The organism is Klebsiella sp. BIGb0407 (assembly GCF_024807845.1).
In the GTDB taxonomy this organism is placed as follows: domain Bacteria; phylum Pseudomonadota; class Gammaproteobacteria; order Enterobacterales; family Enterobacteriaceae; genus JGM124.
This window is the reverse complement of sequence record NZ_JANUEQ010000003.1, coordinates 201,988-219,994: the sequence shown is the minus strand read 5'-3', so window position 1 is coordinate 219,994 and position 18,007 is coordinate 201,988. Positions and strand designations below refer to the sequence as shown.

The window sequence follows — 18,007 nt, the reverse complement described above, 5'->3', positions numbered from 1 at the left end:
AATCTTCTTGCCCCCAGAGTAATGACTTTGGGGTGCTGTTTTTTTTCTGGAGTAAATCAACATGTCTGAAGGCTGGAATATTGCCATTTTAGGTGCCACCGGTGCCGTTGGCTCTGCGTTGCTTGAACTGCTGGCTGAACGTCAGTTCCCGGTCGGAGAGCTATACGCTCTGGCACGCAGTGAAAGTGCAGGTGAAAACCTGCGTTATGAAGGCAAAACTATCAAGGTTCAGGATGCCGCAGAGTTTGACTGGACTCAGGCCCAGCTGGCCTTTTTCGTCGCCGGCGCGCAAGCCTCAGCTGACTATGTTGAAGAAGCAACGAATGCGGGTTGTCTGGTTATCGACTCCAGCGGTTTATTTGCGATGGAACCTGATGTGCCATTAGTGGTTCCTGATGTTAACCCATATGTACTCAGCGAGTACCGTAATCGCTTTCTGGTCGCGGTTGCCGGTAGCCTGACCAGCCAGTTATTGAATGCATTAAAGCCGCTGATTGAAAAAGGCGGTTTATCTCGCATTCAAGTGACCAGCTTGCTGTCTGTTTCCGCAGACGGTAAAGCCGCGGTGGATGCGTTAGCCGGGCAAAGTGCGCGTCTGCTTAATGGTATTCCGGTTGATGAAGAAGGTGACTACTTTGGTCGTCAGCTGGCGTTCAACATGTTACCACGGGTGCCTGACGCTGAAGGAAGTGTGAGCGAAGAGCGACGTCTGGTTAACGAAGTGCGTAAAGTACTACAGGATGAAGGATTACCGGTCTCGGCCAGTATGATTCGTTCCCCGGTATTCTACGGCCATGCGCAGATGGTGAGTTTCGAGGCGCTGCGTCCTCTGGCTGAAGAAGAGGCGCGTGATGCCTTTACTATGGCTGAAGAGGTGGAGCTGTCTGAAGCGGGTGACTTCCCGACTCAAGTGGCTGATGCTTCAGGACAGGTTCATCTCTCTGTGGGCTGTGTACAGAATGACTATGGCATACCGTCCCAGATTCAGTTCTGGTCAGTGGCTGACAATGTCCGTTTCGGTGGCGCATTAATGGCGATTAAAACGGCCGAGAAACTGGTCCAGGAGTATATGTACTGATGTCCGGGGTGCTAAGCGACAGTCCGCTGTACAAAATCGCGCTCGGCATCGAGTACGACGGCAGTAAATATTATGGCTGGCAGCGCCAGAACGAAGTTCGCAGCGTACAGGAAAAGCTGGAAAAAGCGCTTTCACAGGTGGCCAATGAACCTGTGACGGTGTTTTGTGCGGGCCGGACTGATGCAGGGGTGCATGCCACCGGCCAGGTGGTGCATTTTGAAACCCGTGCAGACCGTAAAGATGCGGCCTGGACTATGGGCGTCAATACCAACTTACCGAGTGATATTGCCGTACGCTGGGTAAAACATGTGGATCAGGACTTTCACGCTCGCTTTAGCGCAACGGCTCGTCGCTATCGCTATGTGATTTTTAACCACCGTTTGCGTCCGGCAATTTTGCAACAAGGTGTCACTCATTTTCACTTCCCTCTGGACGCAGATAAAATGCACCGTGCTGCCCAGAGTCTGTTAGGGGAAAATGATTTTACCTCGTTCCGTGCGGTACAGTGTCAGTCACGCACGCCCTGGCGTAACCTGTCACATATCACAGCGACACGTTATGGCGCTTATATCGTTGTGGAAATTAAAGCCAACGCTTTTGTGCATCATATGGTGCGCAATATTGTCGGTAGCTTGATGGAAATTGGTTGTGGTCATCAGGATGAAACTTGGATGGCTGAATTGCTGGCGGTGAAAGATCGCACTAAAGCAGCAGCAACTGCGAAAGCAGAAGGGCTGTACCTGGTGTCGGTTGACTATCCGGATCGTTTTGCTTTGCCGCAGCTACCCGCTGGGCCTCTTTTTTTAGCTGACTAATTTGCCTGGAACCGACCCGATGATGGATTTTATTTATCTTGTTATAGATTTTATTTTACATATCGATGCACATTTAGCTGAGTTAGTCGCAGAATACGGTATTTGGGTTTACGCGATATTATTCCTGATCTTATTCTGTGAAACGGGACTTATCGTAACGCCGTTTCTGCCTGGAGACTCGTTACTCTTTGTTGCCGGTGCGATTGCTGCATTACCGACAAATGATTTGAATGTACACTTGATGGTTGCTGTGATGATAACGGCGGCGATCATCGGGGATGCGGTTAACTACACTATTGGTAGACTCTTTGGTGAAAGATTATTCAGTAATCCGAATTCAAAAATCTTCCGTCGTAGCTATCTTGATAAAACCCATGCATTTTACGAGCGTCATGGCGGAAAAACGATTATTCTTGCGCGCTTCGTGCCAATAGTGCGAACCTTTGCGCCTTTTGTCGCCGGCATGGGGCATATGAGCTATCGTCGTTTTGCTTTCTATAACGTGACAGGCGCGGTTATCTGGGTTTTACTGTTTACTTATGCGGGTTATCTGTTTGGAAACTTGCCGATAATACAGGAAAACCTGAAACTCTTGATTGTGGGTATCATTGTGCTGTCGATTATGCCTGGCGTAATTGAAGTTATTCGCCATAAACGTGCAGCCGCGAAGCAATCAAAATCATAGATGACAGCGGTTCGAGCACTTTTTTATCCAAAGTCTCGTGCCGTTGTGTTTTAATGAATCCCATTTATGGTCTGAGACAGAGTGCTGTCTTAGAAAAACTGGCATCGACCAGGTGCGAGCAGAAGGTCATCAATGAGCTGGATTGAACGAATTCTTAATAAAAGTAACATTACTCCAACCCGTAGAGCGAACATTCCTGAAGGGGTGTGGACCAAGTGCGATAGCTGTGGGCAGGTGTTATACCGTGCTGAGCTGGAGCGCAATCTTGGTGTTTGCCCTAAGTGTGACCACCATATGCGTATGGCGTCCCGGGCTCGTCTTACCAGCCTGTTTGATCAGGGTACAATGGTAGAACTGGGTAGTGAGCTTGAGCCAAAAGATGTCCTGAAGTTTAAGGACTCTAAAAAATACAAAGACAGACTGCTTTCCGCGCAGAAAGAAACCGGTGAAAAAGACGCGCTGGTTGCCATGAAAGGCACCTTATATAACATGCCCGTCGTCGCCGTTGCTTTTGAGTTTGCCTTTATGGGCGGTTCAATGGGCTCCGTCGTGGGTGCCCGTTTTGTCCGTGCTGCTGAGCAAGCCCTGGAAGATAACTGTCCGTTGATCTGTTTTTCTGCCTCTGGCGGTGCGCGTATGCAAGAAGCGCTGATGTCACTGATGCAGATGGCAAAAACCAGTGCTGCTCTGGCGAAATTGCAGGAACAGGGTCTGCCTTATATTTCGGTGTTAACTGACCCGACGATGGGCGGTGTCTCTGCCAGTTTCGCCATGCTGGGAGACTTAAATATTGCAGAGCCTAAAGCATTGATCGGTTTTGCAGGCCCGCGTGTTATTGAACAAACGGTCAGAGAAAAGCTGCCGCCGGGCTTCCAGCGTAGTGAGTTTCTGATTGAGAAGGGCGCTATCGATATGATAATTCGTCGTCCTGAAATGCGTCACAAGCTGGGCTGCCTGCTGGCTAAATTTATGAATCTGCCAGCACCTAATCTTGACGCTCCGCGCGAGCCGATAGAGGTTCCGCCAGTACCGGAGCAGGGTCCAGAGGCCTGATCGAATACAAGGGCAGGCCTTCGGGTTCTGCCCTTTTTCTTGAACCCTTCCTGGCGGTATTCATTCATACAGAGACAGGTCACCGAACAACCATTGAATATCTTCAGGGAACTGAATTAAAGCGCTTATCATGGAAAAACATCCGGTTCCTAAGGCTATGTCGCCTCTAGCGACGTGGCTTAATTATCTCGAAAATCTTCATGTTACAGCGATTGAACTGGGTCTTTCCCGGGTACACAAAGTCGCAGCCGCTATGAATGTCTTAAAGCCAGCACCAACGGTTTTCACTGTGGCGGGAACTAATGGCAAAGGAACGACCTGCCGGGTGCTTGAAACGGCACTGATGGCAGCAGGATTTAAGGTCGGTGTTTATAGCTCACCTCATCTGGTACGTTATACGGAACGCGTTCGTATTCAGGGTAAAGAGATTCCGGAAACCAGTCATACGGCTTCTTTTGCGGTGATAGAGGCCGCCCGCGAAGAGACTTCGTTAACGTATTTCGAGTTCGGTACTCTGTCTGCCTTATGGTTATTTAAGCAACATGAAGTGGATGTTGTGATACTGGAAGTTGGATTAGGCGGACGGCTGGATGCCACCAATATTGTCGATGCGGATGTGGCTGTTATCACCAGTATCGCCCTTGATCATACCGACTGGCTAGGTCCTGACAGGGAAAGTATTGGTCGCGAGAAAGCGGGTGTATTCAGAGGCGGTAAACCGGCCATAGTGGGTGAGCCTGACAGACTTGAGCCAATAATCGAGGTTGCTGCTGAAAAAGGTGCTGAGTTACTGTACCGCGGCGTGGACTGGGACTATCAGGTCATCGGGTCGCACTGGACCTTCCGTGATGCGCAGGGTGAGTTATCCGGGCTGCCTCTTCCTCTGGTTCCTCAGCCTAATGCTGCCACGGCGGTTGCCGCCTTACGCGCCAGTCGATTAGCAATAAGCGAAGATGCGCTGCGTAGCGCACTTGAACAGGCGACATTACCCGGGCGTTTTCAGATAGTTTCTGAGTCACCTCGTGTTATTCTGGACGTTGCTCATAACCCACATGCGGCGAATTACCTGGCCGGACGGTTGTCCACAGTGTCCGGGGAAGGGCGTGTATTAGCCGTTATCGGTATGCTGCATGATAAAGATATCGCCGGTACGCTAGACTGTTTAGCACCAGTAGTAAATAGCTGGTATTGCGCGCCTCTGGAAGGGCCGCGTGGCGCCAGTGCTGAACAACTGATACAGCATCTCGGGCAGGGGCGTCAATTTAACCATGTTGCTGAAGCCTGGTATGCAGCGCTGGCTGATGCAGCAGCAGAAGATACCATTTTGGTGTGTGGTTCGTTTCACACAGTAGCCCACGTAATGGAAGAACTGGATACGAGGAAAACGGGTGGCGAGTAAGTTTCAAAATCGATTAGTTGGCACCATTATTCTGGTTGCTCTGGGCGTTATTGTGCTGCCCGGGCTGCTTGACGGGCAAAAAAAGTATTATCAGGATGAATTTGCAGCGATTCCGTTAGTGCCAAAACCCGGCGATAATGACGAACCAGATATGCTGCCTCAAGTGAATCAGGCGTTGCCTGCCCAACCACCAGAAGGCGCTGGCGCTGAAGTTCAGGCGGGAAGTTCGACGCCTTCTGGTTTAAGAGATGCGGCGATGCAACCTGAACTGGCAATCGCAAACAACGATGTTCCTGTCCCTCGCGAACGTCCGAAACCGGTCGAAAAACCGCAGCCGAAACCGGTTGAAAATAAAACGGAAACGCGGGTTGCTGAACCGGTTGCAAAACCTGAACCCGTAGTGGAAAAACCACCGACAGGGCAGGCATTTGTGGTACAGGTAGGGGCGTTAAAAAATGCTGATAAAGTGAATGAGATTGTCGCTAAACTGCGTCAGGCAGGCTTTAAGGCTTACACCCTGCCATCAACGCCGGTACAGAACTCAGTGACGCGTATTATGGTGGGGCCGGATGCCTCTAAAGAAAAGCTTAATTCTTCTCTGAATGAGCTCAAATCTCTTTCCGGTTTACCGGGAGCTTATGTGATGAGATATACACCTTAAGTCCGGAATTACGTAGCCGATACGAGGTGTTTTTGGAATGGCGTTGAGGCTTTTTTCAACGCCATTATTTATTTGTGCGGGGAAAGGAAATCCCTACGCAAACGTTTTCTTTTTCTGTTAGAATGCGCCCGAACCGGATGTCAGGGCGATTTATCGCGAGAATAATTCATGGTTTGGATAGATTACGCCATCATTGCAGTTATCGGCTTTTCTTGCCTGGTAAGTGTCGTTCGTGGCTTTGTCAGGGAAGCGTTATCGCTTGTAACGTGGGGATGTGCATTCTTCGTTGCCAGCCATTATTATCCTTATCTGTCAGTCTGGTTCACTGGCTTTGAAGATGAACTGATACGAAATGGAATAGCTATTGCGCTATTGTTTATTACGACGCTTATCGTCGGTGCCATAGTGAATTATGTCATTAGTGCACTGGTAGAAAAAACCGGCCTGTCGGGTACAGACAGGGTGTTAGGAATCTGTTTTGGTGCGTTACGTGGAGTGTTGATCGTCTCCGCCATTCTGTTCTTTCTTGACTCATTTACCGGCTTTTCGAAAAGCGAAGAGTGGCAGCAGTCGCAGCTTATCCCTCAATTCAGTTTTATCATCAGGTGGTTTTTTGATTACCTGCAAGGCTCGTCAAGTTTCTTACCCCGCTAATCGTAGCGTGGGAGTTGTGGCTTAATGAGGAAAAGACAACATGTGCGGTATTGTTGGGATCGCCGGTTTTACACCGGTCAACCAGTCTATTTATGACGCCTTAACGGTGCTTCAGCACCGGGGCCAGGATGCCGCAGGCATCGTCACCATTGATTCCTTAAATTGCTTCCGACTGCGTAAAGCAAACGGTTTGGTGAGCGATGTATTTGAAGCCCGTCATATGCAGCGCCTGCAAGGGAATATGGGTTTAGGTCATGTACGCTATCCGACCGCCGGTAGCTCCAGCGCTTCAGAAGCACAGCCTTTTTATGTTAACTCTCCTTACGGCATTACGCTTGCGCATAATGGTAATTTAACCAATGCACATGAGCTGCGTAAGAAGCTATTTGAAGAGAAACGTCGTCATATCAATACGACCTCTGACTCTGAAATACTGCTCAATATTTTTGCCAGCGAACTCGACAACTATCGTCACTACCCGCTGGAAGCAGACAACATTTTCTCTGCGATTGCTGCGACTAATAAACAGATCCGCGGGGCCTATGCCTGTGTGGCGATGATAATTGGTCATGGCATGGTGGCTTTCCGTGACGCGCACGGTATTCGTCCCTTGGTTATCGGCAAGCGCACACTTGATGATGGCCGCACCGAGTATATGGTTGCTTCTGAAAGTGTTGCCATAAATACCCTCGGTTTTGATTTTCTGCGTGATATTGCACCAGGCGAAGCTGTCTATATCACTGAAAAAGGTGAACTGTTCAGCCGCCTGTGTGCTGAAAACCCAGTCAGCAATCCTTGCCTGTTTGAGTATGTCTACTTTGCACGTCCGGACTCGTTTATTGACAAAATCTCTGTCTACAGCGCCCGCGTTGAAATGGGTAAAAAACTCGGTGCGAAGATAGCACGCGAGTGGGAAGACTTGGATATTGATGTTGTCATTCCAATTCCAGAGACTTCTTGCGATATCGCACTGGAAATTGCCCACATCCTCGATAAACCTTATCGTCAGGGCTTTGTGAAGAACCGCTATGTTGGCCGTACCTTTATTATGCCAGGCCAGCAGTTACGTCGTAAATCTGTACGCCGTAAACTGAACGCTAACCGGGCTGAGTTCCGCGATAAGAACGTCTTGCTGGTGGACGACTCTATTGTTCGTGGTACCACCTCAGAGCAAATTATCGAAATGGCGCGCGAAGCCGGAGCGAAAAAGGTTTACCTCGTTTCAGCGGCACCGGAAGTGCGTTTCCCTAACGTCTATGGCATTGATATGCCAAGCGCGAATGAATTAATCGCGCATGGCCGTGAAGTGGACGAAATTTGTCAGATAATCGGCGCTGATGGCCTTTTATTCCAGGACCTTGACGATCTTATCGAAGCGGTTCGTATGGAAAATCCGGATATCACTGAGTTTGAGTGTTCGGTATTTAACGGTATTTACGTCACTAAAGACGTTGACCATAAATATCTCGAATATCTCGAGTCACTACGTAATGATGACTCTCAGGCGGTTGCTCGCCAGAATGAAGTCGAAAATTTGGAAATGCATAACGAGGGTTAATCGTTATGCAGTCCCGCTCAGACCCACAGTGTGATTACTGTGGGTTTTTTTTGCCCTGAGAACAGGGAGCTCGTAGCTCAGCTCTTCGGGCTTTTACTTATCTGTTCAACAGCGCTACAGATACCGGCAATAAGCGGTGAAATAACCGGAACAGGAAGTCTGGTCTTCAGGCGTTCAGCCGCTGGCGCTAAAGGGCCGCCGCCAATAACAATCGCCTCAGCGCCTTTAGCAATCGCTAACAAAGAGGCTTGATACAGCTGCTGCTCAAGATACCGTGGGTCGTCCATCAACAAACTGGCGTCCTCTTCAGTAATAAAGACTCCACGGCAGAGGTGACTGAGCTCCAGACGGCCGATATAGCCAGATATAGAATCTCTTAAGCCCGGAGTCACGGTGACGACCGCAAAGGGGCGTTGCCCCAGGCTTGCTGCCAGCAGTGAAGCCTCGCCGATACCTATGGCTGGCACGGATATGACCTCCCGTAATTTCGAGAGGGCCGGGTCGCCAAAAGCACCCACCACGATAGCATCCACGGATTTCGCTACAGCCATAGCAAGACGCTCGACCTCAAGCTTAGCGAGCGTAATATCTTGAGTCGTGACGAGCATTTCAGGCGTTTTTTCTGCGGTAATCACCTGAAGCCGGAACCCGTCAGGCAGGCAGGCTTCTGCCAGTCTGCCCATCATTTCACTGGTTGCCACAGAACTATTCGGGTTGATTAGCGCAATTTTATAACCTGTCATTATGCTGCTCTGTCTATTGAACGCTTAAAGGTCTCAGACGAGAACTGAATAGCGATAAGAAAAATAATATACATGCCGGCAATCATAGCAAAAAGCCCCGTTGTGCCCATCAGGTCAAACATCTTACCCGCAGGGATCTGCATCAGTGCGCCACCGATGGTGCCCATTGCCAGAATGAAGGAAGTACCAAACCCACGCATTTTTGTCGGGAATAACTCCGGGGCATAAACCCAGACGGTGGTATTAAGTAACAACACACAAAATTGAAACAGCGCGCCGGTCAGTAGAATGGTCGCTACACTATCAGTGAAGGAACCAAAGGCAATCGCCGATGCGCAGGCTGCAATCGAGCCGCAGGTCAAAATGACTTTTCTCGGGAAATAAAAGGCTAAATAGGATGCGGTCAGTGCGCCGAGAAGGCTTCCGCTCTGCATAATAATGGTAAACAGAAAGCTTTTATTAATGGAATAGCCCTGTGAAACCAGAATTGTTGGCATCAAGGTGAGCAGTGCCAGCTGAGCGCCAAAGGTCATCCATGAAGCGATACCCATCGATATCGTCGTCTTACGATAAGAACCGGAAAATATCATTCGCCATGAACCGACACGCTGCGTATCCGCCCGATCGGTGACCGGTTTTTCATCGATATACTGCGAAACCGGGAAAGTCTGATGCAGCAATTTACCGGCAGCCAGCATAGATAGGACATGGTTAGCCTGTTGTATCTCCCCCTGACTGACCAGATAGCGTGGGGTCTCGGGTATAAAACGACGGTAGAGGATCAGCAACAGAGCAGGGAGCACCAGGCAGGCAAATAGCCAGCGCCAGCTATTTTCGCCAGGGAACAGATAGAACACCAGTAAAGCGAATGCCGGGGCAAGCATATTACCCAGGCCACCTCCGCCAACGTTGATGATGCCGACGGCGGTGCCGCGAAAGCGTGATGAACAAAATTCAGCCAGCAGAGTCACGGCGGTGGTTATCTCTCCGCCCAGCCCAAAACCGACAATTAAACGCCCGATAGCCAGAGTGGCATAATTCGGCGCCAGAGCACAAAGAATTGCACCCAGCGTAAAGAGTAATAAATTGACGTTCAGCATAAACCGACGCCCGAAGCGGTCGGCAAAGTAGCCGGATAATAAGCGCCCCGAAGCGGCTGAAATAAAGGTAATGGTATTCAGAAAACCAATATCTGTCGCCGTTAACCCCCATGACATCTGTAGCAGGGGGGCAATAAGCCCAATCGCATTCTGTTCAAAAACATCAAACATGACACCAATCACCACCATCAGGATGATCATCCGGTGTGAGCGTGTAGTGCCTATGTTATCGAGGGCTGTTTCTAATTGCCCCATTGAGGAATTGTGGTGCTGTGTTGTTGTTTCCGGTACCAGTTGTGTCATAAACGGCTCCTGTCGCCACCAGTAGAGTGTGATATCGCTATTTATGAAAAGCATTTTTCATGCCATAAATTTAAAGAAAATATATTTTCATTAAAAGGCGAGGGAAAGCCATTCAGAGGCCTGAAAAAAGAAGGACAGAAACCGTACCAGGATAAAGGATGCACAAACTCAGAGCAGATACTGCCCTTTCAGTGTGCTATTGGGTTTCCGGCAGAGCGTCTACAGCTCTTTCAGCTGATCGTGAGCTTGTTCAATCAATGCCAGGCGCTGTTTACCTGAGGCTGAAACGCGTTGTATCACCCGGCTGGCGAGGATATGGCAAAGCATCATGGCTGCAACATGATTGTCGATGGGCCCGGCTGATTTAGTTTCACAGCGTAAAATCCAGTTAGCAGAGAGAGGGGGGGTAGCGTAGTTATCGGTGATATAGAGGATTTTTACCCCTTGCTGATGGGCAAGTCGGGTAAATTGTTCAGTAACGGGCTGGCTACGGCGCAAATCAAATACCACCAGCATATCGTCCTGATTAAATCCGGGTAAAAACTCTCCCAGTGTCTCACCCGCTCCCGGCAGAACATCGCCGCCAGGGATAACCTGAAGAAGCTGCCAGCGTAGATAAGAGGCAAAGTTATGGTTATTACGGGTGCCGAAGAAGCAGACTCGCCGGGCCTGGATAATCGCGTCAGCAATATCATTGACCTCTTCTTCTGACAAATCTGACAGTGTCTGGCGCAAGTTACTTTCTGCCAGTGACAGGGTGGAGTCCCAGCCATTTTGATTCGTTGATTCACTCTCAGCTGCGGTATCGGCAACCTGGTTTTCACTGCGGACATGCAGGCGGGCAGCCTCGTAATTCTCATAGCCCAGGCGGCGGATAAAGCGGCTGACTGTCGCATTAGAGACACCCACCATTTCGGCCAGCTCTGAGGCTGAATAAGCGGCAAAATCACCGGAAAAACGCAGCACAAACTCACCCAGGCGTTTTTCTGAAGGTGGCAAAGACGGCAAAATATGCCTGATACGATGATTAAATGAGCGTATTACCGGGGTTTCTTCTGGAGGGAGTAACGCATCGTTATCAGGCATAAGTGAGTGACTGTATAGTTGCTTGGCAGATAACTACCATCAGTAAATCATATTCACCGGTATTTCAAGCGGTAATTGGCTTGAGCTGATATATGCAGACTTCTGTTTTAACCTGAGACTCTCTTTTATGGAATTAACATTACTACGCCATGGCAAGCCTGATATTGAAACTTCAACTGCCATCAACGCTTCGGCGATGAACGCCTGGATAGCGGACTATGATGCAGCGGGCATAATGGATATGCCCGCTGCTTCAATCGTTGCAGGCTTTAATGGGCAGTTTGTTGTTGCAAGCCCGATGCGGCGAACGCTTGAGTCCGTTACGGCACTTGGCCTGAAGCCAGATATGATCCTTGATGCGCTCTATGAAGCGCCATTACCGGCCTTTAATCTCCCCCTGTTAAAGTTAACCCCGCTTGCCTGGGCAACAGCATTTCGTCTGGTATGGATGGCGGGTGCCAGCGGCGGTGTGGAATCTTTTTCTTCCGTCAAAAAGAGGGCGAAGTCCGTTTCAGATGAGCTGGCTAATCTGGCAGAAGTGCATGGGCGGGTAATCAGTATCGGGCATGGATTTATGAATATGCTGATTGCCCGAGAACTACAAAAGGCAGGCTGGAAACAGCAGAACTCCGGAGAGTCAGGATACTGGTCGCCCAGGGTGCTGGTCCGTGATAGTTCAGAGGTTGATGTATTTTAATTTTCTTTGTGCGTTTTATAAACAAAGGTAAATTGATGTACGTTTTAATGTGTATTATGATGTGTTTAATGAAATGTGCTTTGAGGTGAATTATGGAACGTATCCTCGCAGAAAAATCTATTAATATCACCGAACTAAGAAAAAACCCGGCGAAATATTTTATTGATGAACCGGTTGCTGTTCTCTCTAATAACCGACCTGCTGGTTATATGGTTAGTGCCAAAGTATTTGAAGAGTTGATCGACTTGTTAGAAGAGAAACAGGGGCGGATACATACCGCCGCGCGATTCAGGCCAACGGCTGAACGTTTAAGTGATATTGCCGATAGTGGGCAGCAACTGCTGCAGAACGCCTCTGATAAGGATCTTACCGAGTTCACGGAATGAGCATAAGGATTTTCAAGTCAGCACCGATCCGCCAGCAATTAAGTCAGCAAGAGCTTGATGATTTGGTGGCGGATTTTTTGTCTTATAAAAAAGACGGGGTGTTGCCAGATACCTTTGGTCGTGATGCGCCTTATGATGATGACCGCACCTGGCCCCTGGTAAAACAAGAGCAAGTGGCCCACATTCATCTTGCTGATGCAGACGCTCCTTTTCCTCAGTTTTTACGTCAATTCAAACGTACCAGCGATAGGGCTCATTTAGTTTACTGTCAGGGTGCAATAGAACCTGATACCTGGCTGCTGATTATTATCCTGAAACCCGAAGCGCATAAAATGGCTCGTAACAATAATCACATGCACAAGCCAGGGATGATGGCCGAGGCGTTCAGGATGAAATATTGAGCAGGTCAAAAGGCACCTTGTTATTTTGAATGACTCAACCGTCATCAGAGCAACCACTATTTAAAACCCATTACCCATTCTTGAATAAATTAAGGTTGACGTATTTATGAGCAATGATTAGCCTTAGGTCAAGTACACCCGCCACGCCTAGTCTCAACGAGATGCGCATTATGGCGGGTTTTTTTTGCCTTAATCCTCAAGCCGGAAAGGATGCCAGTGGCAAGAGCACAGCAAAACAGACCTTTTCTATATCAAAAACCACATTAGCTGAAGTGTGCCGGGTATTGAACGTTGAATTAGGCTTTAGCAGCCAACCCATAGATAATAGGTTGGCTGGAAATAGAAAATTCACCATTAAGCTATGGGTTGACGGAAGATAATACATGAAACGATTGATTGTCGGTATGTCCGGGGCCAGCGGGGCCATTTATGGCGTCCGTTTACTTGAAGTGTTGCAGCAATTGCCTGATGTTGAAAGTCATCTGGTGATGAGCCACGCTGCGCGTCAGACCTTGTCGCTTGAAACTGATTATTCATTGCGTGATGTACAGGCCCTCGCTGACGTGGTGCATGACTCGCGCGATATTGCGGCCAGTATCTCCTCAGGCTCGTTTAAAACTGCGGGTATGGCGGTGCTGCCTTGCTCGATAAAAACCTTATCCGGCATCGTCAACAGTTACACTGATGGCTTGTTAACCCGGGCGGCGGATGTCGTGCTGAAAGAGCGCCGTCCCCTGGTATTAGCCGTACGTGAAACGCCGCTTCATTTAGGGCATTTGCGCCTGATGACTCAGGCAGCCGAGCTGGGGGCGATTATTATGCCGCCGGTACCCGCATTTTATCATCGCCCGCAGTCGATTAACGAGATAATCGATCAGACGGTCAATCGCATCCTCGATCAGTTTGATATCGAACTTCCCTGTGACTTATTTACGCGCTGGAACGGGGCGTAAGCCGGTTGCCCTGATATGGGGCACCAATTAAGGGCAACGGCCTTGCGGAGAATTGTGCTCCAGCTGACACTTTTAGAAGATTTTATCCCTCACTCACCATCATTCTCTTTTTTCCTGCCAGTGAAAGCTGCTATCTTTCATTTTGATAGCAGTGCTGCAACTATTTAATAACAAAACAGACGCTTTCCTGATGCGCGAGGAAAACTGGCACGAAAACTGCAAAATTGTCTGCTAAAGCACTATCACACAACAACACGCCACTTATAAGAAGCCAAACCTGAGGTATTGTATGAAGAAATCGGTTATTGCTCTGTCTTTGCTGCTCGGTCTTTCCAGCTCCTTCAGTGTTTTTGCCCAAGGGCAGTCACTGCGTATTGGAACAGATACGACCTACGCGCCGTTTTCATCCAAAGATGCAAAAGGGGAGTTTATTGGCTTTGATATCGACCTGGGCGATGAACTCTGTAAGCGCATTGACGCTAAATGTACCTGGGTTGCCAGTGACTTTGATGCACTGATCCCGTCACTGAAAGCGAAAAAAATCGACGCGATTATCTCTTCCCTCTCTATCACCGATAAACGTAAGCAAGAGATTCTGTTTTCTGAAAAACTCTATGCCGCTAACCCACGCCTGATAGCGGCAAAAGGCTCAACGTTACAGCCCACCGTGGAGTCACTGAAAGGTAAACACGTCGGCGTATTACAAGGCTCTACCCAGGAAGCTTTCGCTAATGCTGAATGGCGTTCGAAAGGTATTGATGTTGTTGCCTATGCTAACCAGGACTTGATCTATGCAGACTTGGCTGCGGGTCGTCTGGATGCGGCTTTGCAAGATGAGGTTGCAGCCAGCGAAGGTTTCTTAAAACAACCTGCGGGAGCAGAATTTATTTTTGCTGGCCCGGCGGTTGATGACGTGCGTTACTTCGGTGTCGGTACCGGGATTGGCATACGTAAAAACGATACTGAACTGAAAGCCTCTCTGGATAAAGCGCTGGCAGAAATGCGTGCAGACGGTACTTACGACAAATTAGCGAGCAAGTACTTTGATTTTAATGTTTACGGTAATTAAGGTTATCCATTAGTCTGTGTAAGGGTTCTGAACAGATAGCTCAATCTGGCAGTATAAACAGGCACCAAGATGACTAATTTGTTAGTTTCTGCGGATTCCTGTGCTGTTGCTGTCAGATTGCCTGTTTACGAATGTTAAGTAAAAGACAGTCTCCTGAGGATAATTATGAAAAAGCGTGTTTTATCTCTATCTCTGTTGGTTGCACTTTTTGCTACCAGTACTGCGTTTGCTGAGATCCCTAAAAATCTGCGTATTGGCACGGATCCAACCTATGCCCCTTTTGAGTCAAAAGATGCAAAAGGACAGTTAATTGGTTTTGATATCGATTTGGCAAAAGAGCTGTGTCAGCGTCTGGCAACTGAATGCGTATTTATTGAAAGTCCGTTAGACGGTTTGATCCCCTCGCTGAAAGCAAAGAAAATTGATGCGATTATGTCCTCGCTGTCAATTACTGAAAAACGCCAAAAAGAAATCTCCTTTACCGACAAGCTCTATGCCGCCGACTCTCGTCTGGTCGTTCCTAAAGGTTCATCTGTGACTTCGGACGTTGCCACCCTGAAAGGTAAACGTGTGGGTGTTCTGCAAGGAACCACTCAGGAAACCTATGGTAACGAACGCTGGGCACCGATTGGCATTGAAATCGTCTCCTACCAGGGCCAGGACTCCATCTACGCTGACTTAATTGCCGGACGTATTGATGCGGCTTTCCAGGATGAGGTTGCGGCAAGTGAAGGCTTCCTGAAGCATTCTGCTGGTGCCGGTTATCAGTTCGGTGGACCTTCCATTAAAGATGAAGCATTATTCGGCGTCGGTACCGGTATGGGTATCCGTAAAGATGACAACGAACTGCGTGAAGCGCTGAATGCAGCCTTTGCTCAAATGCGTCAGGACGGGACTTACGACAAGCTGGCGAAGAAATATTTTGATTTCAATGTTTACGGTGACTAAACACCACTCTTGATCTACCCGCCCTGCAGCACGAATTATTTTGGGTATAAAACAGCCTCTTATTAAAGAGGCTGAAAAGAATAAAACTTATTCTGTCTCTCCAGAGACACAGGCCGCCTGATAAACAATAAGGAAAAACCGCATTTTTTCCTCTTTTTCTCAGTAATCTGGCTGGTAATAAAGCGAACTCTGACCGACAGGATACGCACCATGTTGTATGGTTTTTCTGAAGTAATTTTAAAAGGCGCGCTGGTCACGCTCGAACTGGCTATAGCCTCCCTTGTTCTGGCCGTAGTGATAGGACTTGTGGGTGCCGGGGCAAAGCTGTCCAGAAACCGTCCGCTGGCATGGTTATTTGAAGGCTACACTACCCTTATCCGTGGAGTGCCCGATTTAGTCCTGATGCTGTTGATTTTTTATGGTCTTCAGATGCTACTGAACGTGATTACCGATGCCTTAGGTTTTGAACAAATTGATATTGATCCGATGGCCGCGGGTATTGTCACTCTCGGATTTATCTATGGCGCTTATTTCACCGAAACTTTTCGTGGTGCCTATATGGCCGTGCCAAAAGGGCATATTGAAGCGAGTACCGCGTTTGGTTTTACCAGCTCGCAAACGTTTCGCCGTATTTTGTTTCCTGCGATGATGCGCTACGCCTTACCGGGTATTGGTAATAACTGGCAGGTGATCCTCAAAGCGACGGCACTGGTTTCTTTACTGGGACTGGAAGATGTGGTTAAAGCGACCCAGCTTGCCGGGAAAAGTACCTGGCAACCGCTCTATTTTGCTTTAGTTGCCGGGGGGATCTATCTGGTGTTTACCACCATTTCGGCAGGGATATTATTGTGGCTTGAACGCCGTTATTCTGTGGGTGTGAAGAGGGCTGAGCTATGATAGAAATCATTCAGGAATACTGGAAACCGTTATTATGGACAGATGGTTACAGAATGACCGGGATGGCAATGACCCTATGGTTATTAATCTCCTCAGTTGTGATGGGCGGTATTCTGGCGATATTTCTTGCTATTGGCCGGGTCTCTGATAACCGATTTATTTCGTTTCCTATCGCGGTCTTTACCTATATTTTTCGCGGAACCCCGCTTTATGTCCAGTTGCTGGTTTTTTATTCGGGATTTTATACCCTGGAAATTGTCAAAGAAACCGACTTTCTGAATGCCTTTTTCCGTAGCGGGCTGAATTGTACTATCCTGGCATTAACATTAAATACCTGCGCCTATACTACAGAAGTGTTTGCCGGAGCGATTCGTGCGGTCCCACATGGTGAAATTGAAGCTGCGCGGGCCTATGGGTTCTCCCGTTTTAAAATGTATCGCTGTATTATTTTACCTTCAGCTTTACGTATTGCCCTGCCAGCCTACAGTAACGAAGTCATTCTGATGCTGCACTCAACCGCGCTGGCATTTACCGCCACGGTACCGGATTTACTGAAAATTGCCCGTGATATTAACGCCGCAACCTATCAACCCTTTACCGCATTCGGTATTGCGGCGGTGTTATATCTGATAATTTCTTATGTGCTGATTAGCCTGTTCCGCAAAGCGGAGAAACGCTGGTTACAACATATTAAACCTGCTTCGCATTGAGTGATTGCTAATGACTGAGAATAAATTAAGCGTAACTGATTTGCATAAACGTTACGGTGAGCATGAAGTGCTTAAAGGCGTTTCATTGAATGCAAAGGCTGGGGATGTCATCAGTATTATTGGCTCCTCCGGATCGGGTAAAAGTACTTTTCTGCGCTGTATTAACTTCCTGGAGAAACCCAGTGAAGGATCGATTGCTGTCAGCAATGAAACTATCCAGCTGGTGCGTGATAAAGACGGGCAATTAAAGGTTGCGGATAAGAACCAGTTGCGGCTATTACGTACGCGCCTGACTATGGTATTTCAGCACTTCAATTTGTGGAGTCATATGACGGTGCTGGAAAACGTCATGGAAGCGCCGATTCAAGTTCTGGGTCTGAGCAAAGCAGAGGCTAAAGCTCGGGCTATTAAGTATCTGGAAAAAGTGGGTATTGATGAGCGTCAGCATATCAAGTATCCGGTTCACCTCTCGGGTGGCCAGCAGCAGCGTGTTTCTATTGCCCGCGCTCTGGCGATGGAGCCGGAAGTGCTGTTGTTTGATGAACCCACTTCAGCCCTTGACCCTGAGCTGGTGGGAGAGGTTCTGCGTATTATGCAGAAGCTTGCTGAAGAAGGGAAAACCATGGTGGTCGTGACCCACGAAATGGAGTTTGCTCGTCATGTTTCCAGCCATGTTATCTTTTTGCATAAAGGGCGCATAGAGGAAGAAGGTTCGCCGGATGACGTCTTTAATAATCCGAAAAGTGAACGTTTACAGCAGTTTCTTTCCGGATCGTTGAAGTAATTGTCTTTTCGGGTAGCCGTCAGGCCT

At 48.5% G+C, this 18,007-nt stretch carries 20 protein-coding genes; 17 read left to right on the top strand and 3 right to left on the bottom strand.

The genetic code is table 11. The features are described from left to right. The first annotated feature begins 61 nt into the window (after nt 1–61). The 8 genes from M2387_RS11075 (at nt 62) to purF (ending at nt 7,903) form a co-directional block, all read left to right on the top strand. Nucleotides 62–1,078: an aspartate-semialdehyde dehydrogenase gene (locus M2387_RS11075; protein WP_259049262.1), complete on the top strand. Its 1,017-nt coding sequence runs from the start codon at nt 62–64 to the stop codon at nt 1,076–1,078. After that, nucleotides 1,078–1,893 carry a tRNA pseudouridine(38-40) synthase TruA gene (truA, locus tag M2387_RS11070; RefSeq protein ID WP_259049261.1) on the top strand — a complete coding sequence of 272 codons (816 nt, stop codon included), beginning with the start codon at nt 1,078–1,080 and terminating at the stop codon, nt 1,891–1,893. Before M2387_RS11075 ends, truA begins: the two co-directional genes overlap by 1 nt. Nucleotides 1,894–1,915: 22 nt before the next feature. Continuing rightward, a complete protein-coding gene (locus tag M2387_RS11065; RefSeq protein WP_259049846.1) occupies nt 1,916–2,578 on the top strand; it encodes a DedA family protein in 663 nt (220 codons plus the stop codon). Nucleotides 2,579–2,710: 132 nt separating this feature from the next. Next, a complete protein-coding gene (gene accD, locus M2387_RS11060; protein WP_259049260.1) occupies nt 2,711–3,631 on the top strand; it encodes an acetyl-CoA carboxylase, carboxyltransferase subunit beta in 921 nt (306 codons plus the stop codon). 130 nt (nt 3,632–3,761) lie between these two features. Continuing rightward, nucleotides 3,762–5,030: a bifunctional tetrahydrofolate synthase/dihydrofolate synthase gene (gene folC / locus M2387_RS11055; RefSeq protein WP_259049258.1), complete on the top strand. Its 1,269-nt coding sequence runs from the start codon at nt 3,762–3,764 to the stop codon at nt 5,028–5,030. After that, on the top strand, nt 5,020–5,691 hold the full coding sequence (gene dedD / locus M2387_RS11050) for a cell division protein DedD (RefSeq protein WP_259049257.1): 672 nt from the start codon (nt 5,020–5,022) through the stop codon (nt 5,689–5,691). The genes folC and dedD overlap by 11 nt, the downstream gene beginning before the upstream one ends. Nucleotides 5,692–5,859: 168 nt before the next feature. After that, on the top strand, nt 5,860–6,345 hold the full coding sequence (gene cvpA / locus M2387_RS11045) for a colicin V production protein (RefSeq protein WP_259049255.1): 486 nt from the start codon (nt 5,860–5,862) through the stop codon (nt 6,343–6,345). A 40-nt stretch (nt 6,346–6,385) separates the two neighbouring features. Next, nucleotides 6,386–7,903 carry an amidophosphoribosyltransferase gene (purF, locus tag M2387_RS11040; RefSeq protein ID WP_259049254.1) on the top strand — a complete coding sequence of 506 codons (1,518 nt, stop codon included), beginning with the start codon at nt 6,386–6,388 and terminating at the stop codon, nt 7,901–7,903. 77 nt (nt 7,904–7,980) lie between these two features. On the opposite strand, the gene M2387_RS11035 is transcribed toward purF, so the two are convergent. The 3 genes from M2387_RS11035 to M2387_RS11025 all read right to left on the bottom strand — a co-directional run bounded on the left by M2387_RS11035 (nt 7,981) and on the right by M2387_RS11025 (nt 11,135). After that, nucleotides 7,981–8,646, bottom strand: coding sequence for an aspartate/glutamate racemase family protein (locus tag M2387_RS11035; RefSeq protein ID WP_259049252.1), 666 nt, complete (start codon nt 8,644–8,646; stop codon nt 7,981–7,983). Then, nucleotides 8,646–10,049, bottom strand: coding sequence for an MFS transporter (locus tag M2387_RS11030; protein ID WP_259049251.1), 1,404 nt, complete (start codon nt 10,047–10,049; stop codon nt 8,646–8,648). Before M2387_RS11030 ends, M2387_RS11035 begins: the two co-directional genes overlap by 1 nt. Before the next feature lie 219 nt (nt 10,050–10,268). Then, nucleotides 10,269–11,135, bottom strand: coding sequence for a MurR/RpiR family transcriptional regulator (locus M2387_RS11025; RefSeq protein WP_259049249.1), 867 nt, complete (start codon nt 11,133–11,135; stop codon nt 10,269–10,271). A 127-nt stretch (nt 11,136–11,262) separates the two neighbouring features. Between M2387_RS11025 and M2387_RS11020 the strand changes: the two genes are divergently transcribed. The 9 genes from M2387_RS11020 to hisP all read left to right on the top strand — a co-directional run bounded on the left by M2387_RS11020 (nt 11,263) and on the right by hisP (nt 17,980). Beyond that, entirely contained in the window at nt 11,263–11,832 is a 570-nt protein-coding gene (locus M2387_RS11020) for a histidine phosphatase family protein (protein WP_259049247.1), read from the top strand. 92 nt (nt 11,833–11,924) lie between these two features. Next, on the top strand, nt 11,925–12,218 hold the full coding sequence (gene yafN / locus M2387_RS11015) for a type I toxin-antitoxin system antitoxin YafN (protein ID WP_259049246.1): 294 nt from the start codon (nt 11,925–11,927) through the stop codon (nt 12,216–12,218). After that, nucleotides 12,215–12,619, top strand: a complete 405-nt coding sequence (locus tag M2387_RS11010) for a type II toxin-antitoxin system YafO family toxin (protein ID WP_310572771.1) — start codon at nt 12,215–12,217, stop codon at nt 12,617–12,619. The genes yafN and M2387_RS11010 overlap by 4 nt, the downstream gene beginning before the upstream one ends. A 383-nt stretch (nt 12,620–13,002) precedes the next feature. After that, the gene (locus M2387_RS11005; RefSeq protein ID WP_259049245.1) at nt 13,003–13,572 is read left to right on the top strand and encodes a UbiX family flavin prenyltransferase; all 570 of its coding nucleotides are present in this window, start codon (nt 13,003–13,005) and stop codon (nt 13,570–13,572) included. A gap of 289 nt (nt 13,573–13,861) precedes the next feature. After that, complete coding sequence (gene argT / locus M2387_RS11000; RefSeq protein WP_259049242.1) at nt 13,862–14,641, top strand: lysine/arginine/ornithine ABC transporter substrate-binding protein ArgT; 780 nt, start codon at nt 13,862–13,864, stop codon at nt 14,639–14,641. Between the two features lie 165 nt (nt 14,642–14,806). Further along, nucleotides 14,807–15,589 (top strand): histidine ABC transporter substrate-binding protein HisJ, encoded by a 783-nt coding sequence (hisJ, locus tag M2387_RS10995; RefSeq protein WP_259049241.1) that lies wholly within the window; start codon nt 14,807–14,809, stop codon nt 15,587–15,589. A 210-nt stretch (nt 15,590–15,799) separates the two neighbouring features. Then, on the top strand, nt 15,800–16,486 hold the full coding sequence (locus M2387_RS10990) for a histidine ABC transporter permease HisQ (RefSeq protein WP_259049238.1): 687 nt from the start codon (nt 15,800–15,802) through the stop codon (nt 16,484–16,486). Then, nucleotides 16,483–17,196 (top strand): ABC transporter permease, encoded by a 714-nt coding sequence (locus tag M2387_RS10985; RefSeq protein WP_259049236.1) that lies wholly within the window; start codon nt 16,483–16,485, stop codon nt 17,194–17,196. Before M2387_RS10990 ends, M2387_RS10985 begins: the two co-directional genes overlap by 4 nt. 10 nt (nt 17,197–17,206) lie before the next feature. Further along, nucleotides 17,207–17,980, top strand: coding sequence for a histidine ABC transporter ATP-binding protein HisP (gene hisP, locus M2387_RS10980; RefSeq protein ID WP_259049234.1), 774 nt, complete (start codon nt 17,207–17,209; stop codon nt 17,978–17,980). The last annotated feature ends 27 nt before the right edge of the window (nt 17,981–18,007 follow it).